This window comes from Moorena sp. SIO3I6 (genome assembly GCF_010672095.1).
The window spans coordinates 1-2,525 of record NZ_JAAHHU010000648.1 but is presented as its reverse complement, the minus strand read 5'-3'; the positions used below and the strand labels follow the sequence as shown (position 1 = coordinate 2,525).

5 protein-coding genes are annotated in these 2,525 nt (G+C 44.2%); 1 reads left to right on the top strand and 4 read right to left on the bottom strand.

Features of this window, described 5'->3' with window-relative positions:
* The coding region (locus F6K49_RS40845; protein WP_293106681.1) for a transposase at positions 1 to 313 on the bottom strand (313 nt) is incomplete at its 3' end.
* 51 nt (positions 314 to 364) lie between these two features.
* Here F6K49_RS40845 and tnpA point away from each other — a divergent pair.
* The gene (gene tnpA / locus F6K49_RS40840; protein WP_293106678.1) at positions 365 to 790 is read left to right on the top strand and encodes an IS200/IS605 family transposase; all 426 of its coding nucleotides are present in this window, start codon (positions 365 to 367) and stop codon (positions 788 to 790) included.
* On the opposite strand, the gene F6K49_RS40835 is transcribed toward tnpA, so the two are convergent.
* The 3 genes from F6K49_RS40835 to F6K49_RS40825 all read right to left on the bottom strand — a co-directional run.
* Positions 741 to 1,196: an SDR family NAD(P)-dependent oxidoreductase gene (locus F6K49_RS40835; RefSeq protein ID WP_293106674.1), complete on the bottom strand. Its 456-nt coding sequence runs from the start codon at positions 1,194 to 1,196 to the stop codon at positions 741 to 743. The genes tnpA and F6K49_RS40835 overlap by 50 nt on opposite strands.
* 62 nt (positions 1,197 to 1,258) lie before the next feature.
* On the bottom strand, positions 1,259 to 1,849 hold the full coding sequence (locus F6K49_RS40830) for a TetR/AcrR family transcriptional regulator (RefSeq protein ID WP_293087037.1): 591 nt from the start codon (positions 1,847 to 1,849) through the stop codon (positions 1,259 to 1,261).
* 376 nt (positions 1,850 to 2,225) lie between these two features.
* A partial coding sequence (locus tag F6K49_RS40825; RefSeq protein WP_293106667.1) for a hypothetical protein occupies positions 2,226 to 2,525 on the bottom strand: 300 nt, incomplete at its 5' end.

Genomic DNA, 2,525 nt, shown 5'->3' with positions numbered 1-2,525 from the left:
TTTGCGGTCTAACTTTTCGGCCTTTTCTCCTCCCATTACAGGAATCGAAAAAGTTTTTATAAGCAGTTCCTAGATCAGCTACAGACTGCTGCAATGGAACTACAGAAACCTCAGATAACCACTTTCTTTCTTCGGTCTTTTTGGCCTGAGTAATAACCAACTTCTGCAATTCCCCTGACTTAGGAGTTTTCTGAGATTTTTTGCAAATAGCCAGGGCATCGTTCCACACAACGCGAACACAACCGAACAACCTGGCGAGGTCGCTCTTTTGTTGGTCAGTGGGATAAAAACGATACTGGTATCTGGCTTTCAATTGCTTTTAATAGATTGGTCTCTACTATGATTATATTGTAGTCTACAGGATTTGGCAATGGGATTCCGAAAAGAAAGACACAGTATTACAAATTTACAGATGCACCTGATATGTGTAACCAAGTATCGTCAAAAAATATTGACCTTGACAAGCCTTAGGTCTATCGAAAACTCGTTCAGAGAGGTGGCCAAAAAGATGAATTTTGAAATTAGAGAGTTTAATGGAGAGGCTGACCATGTACACATTATGATTGAGCTTTGCTCACGCTACGCGAAAGAATACCCTCCAAAATTATCAATTTCTCAGATAGTTAACAGTCTCAAAGGATTGTCTAGTCGGAGATACGGAGAGAATGGCTATCCAAAACCTAATGGGAAAACGGCATTGTGGAGTTCTAGCTATTTTACTGCTTCTGTGGGAGGAGCTTCTATTGAGGTACTAAAAGAGTACATAAATAATCAGAAAAAGCCGTCCTAGAAGGACGGGGCTTCGGCAAAGCCGACGCTACGCGAACAGACCCAAATTTTTTGGTTAAAAAGACTCCTTTAACATTGATGTCGAATTGGTTATCGTAGAAAGCTTCATCCACCTGTTCGATCGGAGCAAAGTAACCAATCCCAGCATTGGCAAATAGGATATCGAGTTTGCCAAAAGTCGCTTCTACTTGGGCAGCCAGATGATCTAGATCCGCAAGCGAACGCACATCAGCTTTAACAGGGATAGCATTTTCCCCCAAAGCATCTGCTGCTGCATTCAGTCGCGTTTCTTTTTGTCCGGTAATAATCACCCGTGCCCCTTGGGCGATAAACTGCTTTGCGGTTTCAAAGCCAATTCCGGTAGAGCCACCAGTGATTACTGCAGTCTTATTTGCTAAGCGTGTCATAGTAATACCTCAAATCAAATATCAAAACATTGACCATTCGGTATAAGTTAGGCCAAAAAAAATTAGTTACCCTTGAGAAAGCACAATGCCGCTTGCACCGTTCCCTCTAGTGTGGTGTCATCATTCATCACCCGACCCAGCAAGGCCATACCCTGCGTTGTACACAACAGTAAACGAGCCAGATCCCGGGGATTTACGGTAGAATTGACTTCTCCCGCAACTTGGGCACGGGTAATGGTAGCACAGAACACGTCTTCTACCTGCCGCAGATACCCCCGCATGACTTTGGCCACTGCTTCATCCTCTGTATTGAAATCAGCAATATTGGTGCCGAGCATACAGCCACAGCTACCTGGTTGACTGTGCATCTCCTGCAATTCCAGAAGCAATTGGGTCAGGTTTCCCAAAGGCGAGCCATCCGCAGATAAGCGATCGCGCATGTCCCGAATCGTTGTCTGAGCATAGTGCTCTAACGCTTTGAGGAATAGCGATTGCTTGTTACCAAAGGTGTCATACAAGCTTTTTTTGCCAATCCCCATAGTTTTCAGCAACTCCGATAGGCTGGCAGCTTCATAGCCATGGGCCCAAAACACTTCCATAGCCTTGGTTAAGGCGACTTCAGGATCGAATTGCTTTTGGGGACCGCGAGTCATTGGAAACCTGTTTTATTGATGACCACGAATTAAAACTAACACAACCTAAACCGATTGGTCAAGGATTATTATCAAATTTAGGCAGGGAGCAGGGAATCGGGAATCGGGAATCAGGGATCGGGAGTCGGGAATCGGGAATCGGGAATCGGGAATCGGGAATCGGGAATCGGGAATCGGGCAGAAGTAGTTTTGGATTCTTGTTTATGCAAGCCTTTTGCCTGACAAGTGCCCAGAAGTAGATGTTTATCGTAATTCCTGCTCTGTGTCTTGATGCAGTCGCTTAACAACAACGGTAGACAGATATCAGTGATTTTGAGTAACGTTTATTACTGAATTCAACACTTGTGCTCTAAGCTCTTTGGAATGCTAAATAATACTAAATAGTTAAACAATCTTCAGAGGCTAGCATTCCCAAAGGGGGGATAAAGAGATCAGAATGGAGTTGAACGTCATAAGGGAGGCCGTGGTCTTCATTATCTGGCAAGATTGCAGTACGATTTACCAGACTTAAACGGGTATTAACAGTATGGTAATCTTCTGGGGTGAATTTATATAGCGGTTTGCCATATTTAATCAGAAACCAAGCCATCAGACTCAATTGACGGTACATCGTCGCATCATAGCAACGCCCACTTTGCCCCAGACTCCCCCCGTCTCTTTTTGTTTGTGGGTTAAC

Excerpts from the sequence above, each read along its gene's own strand:
- F6K49_RS40835 (WP_293106674.1), bottom strand. The coding sequence starts at position 1,196 with ATGACACGCTTAGCAAATAAGACTGCAGTAATCACTGGTGGCTCTACC.
- F6K49_RS40830 (WP_293087037.1), bottom strand. The coding sequence starts at position 1,849 with ATGACTCGCGGTCCCCAAAAGCAATTCGATCCTGAAGTCGCCTTAACC.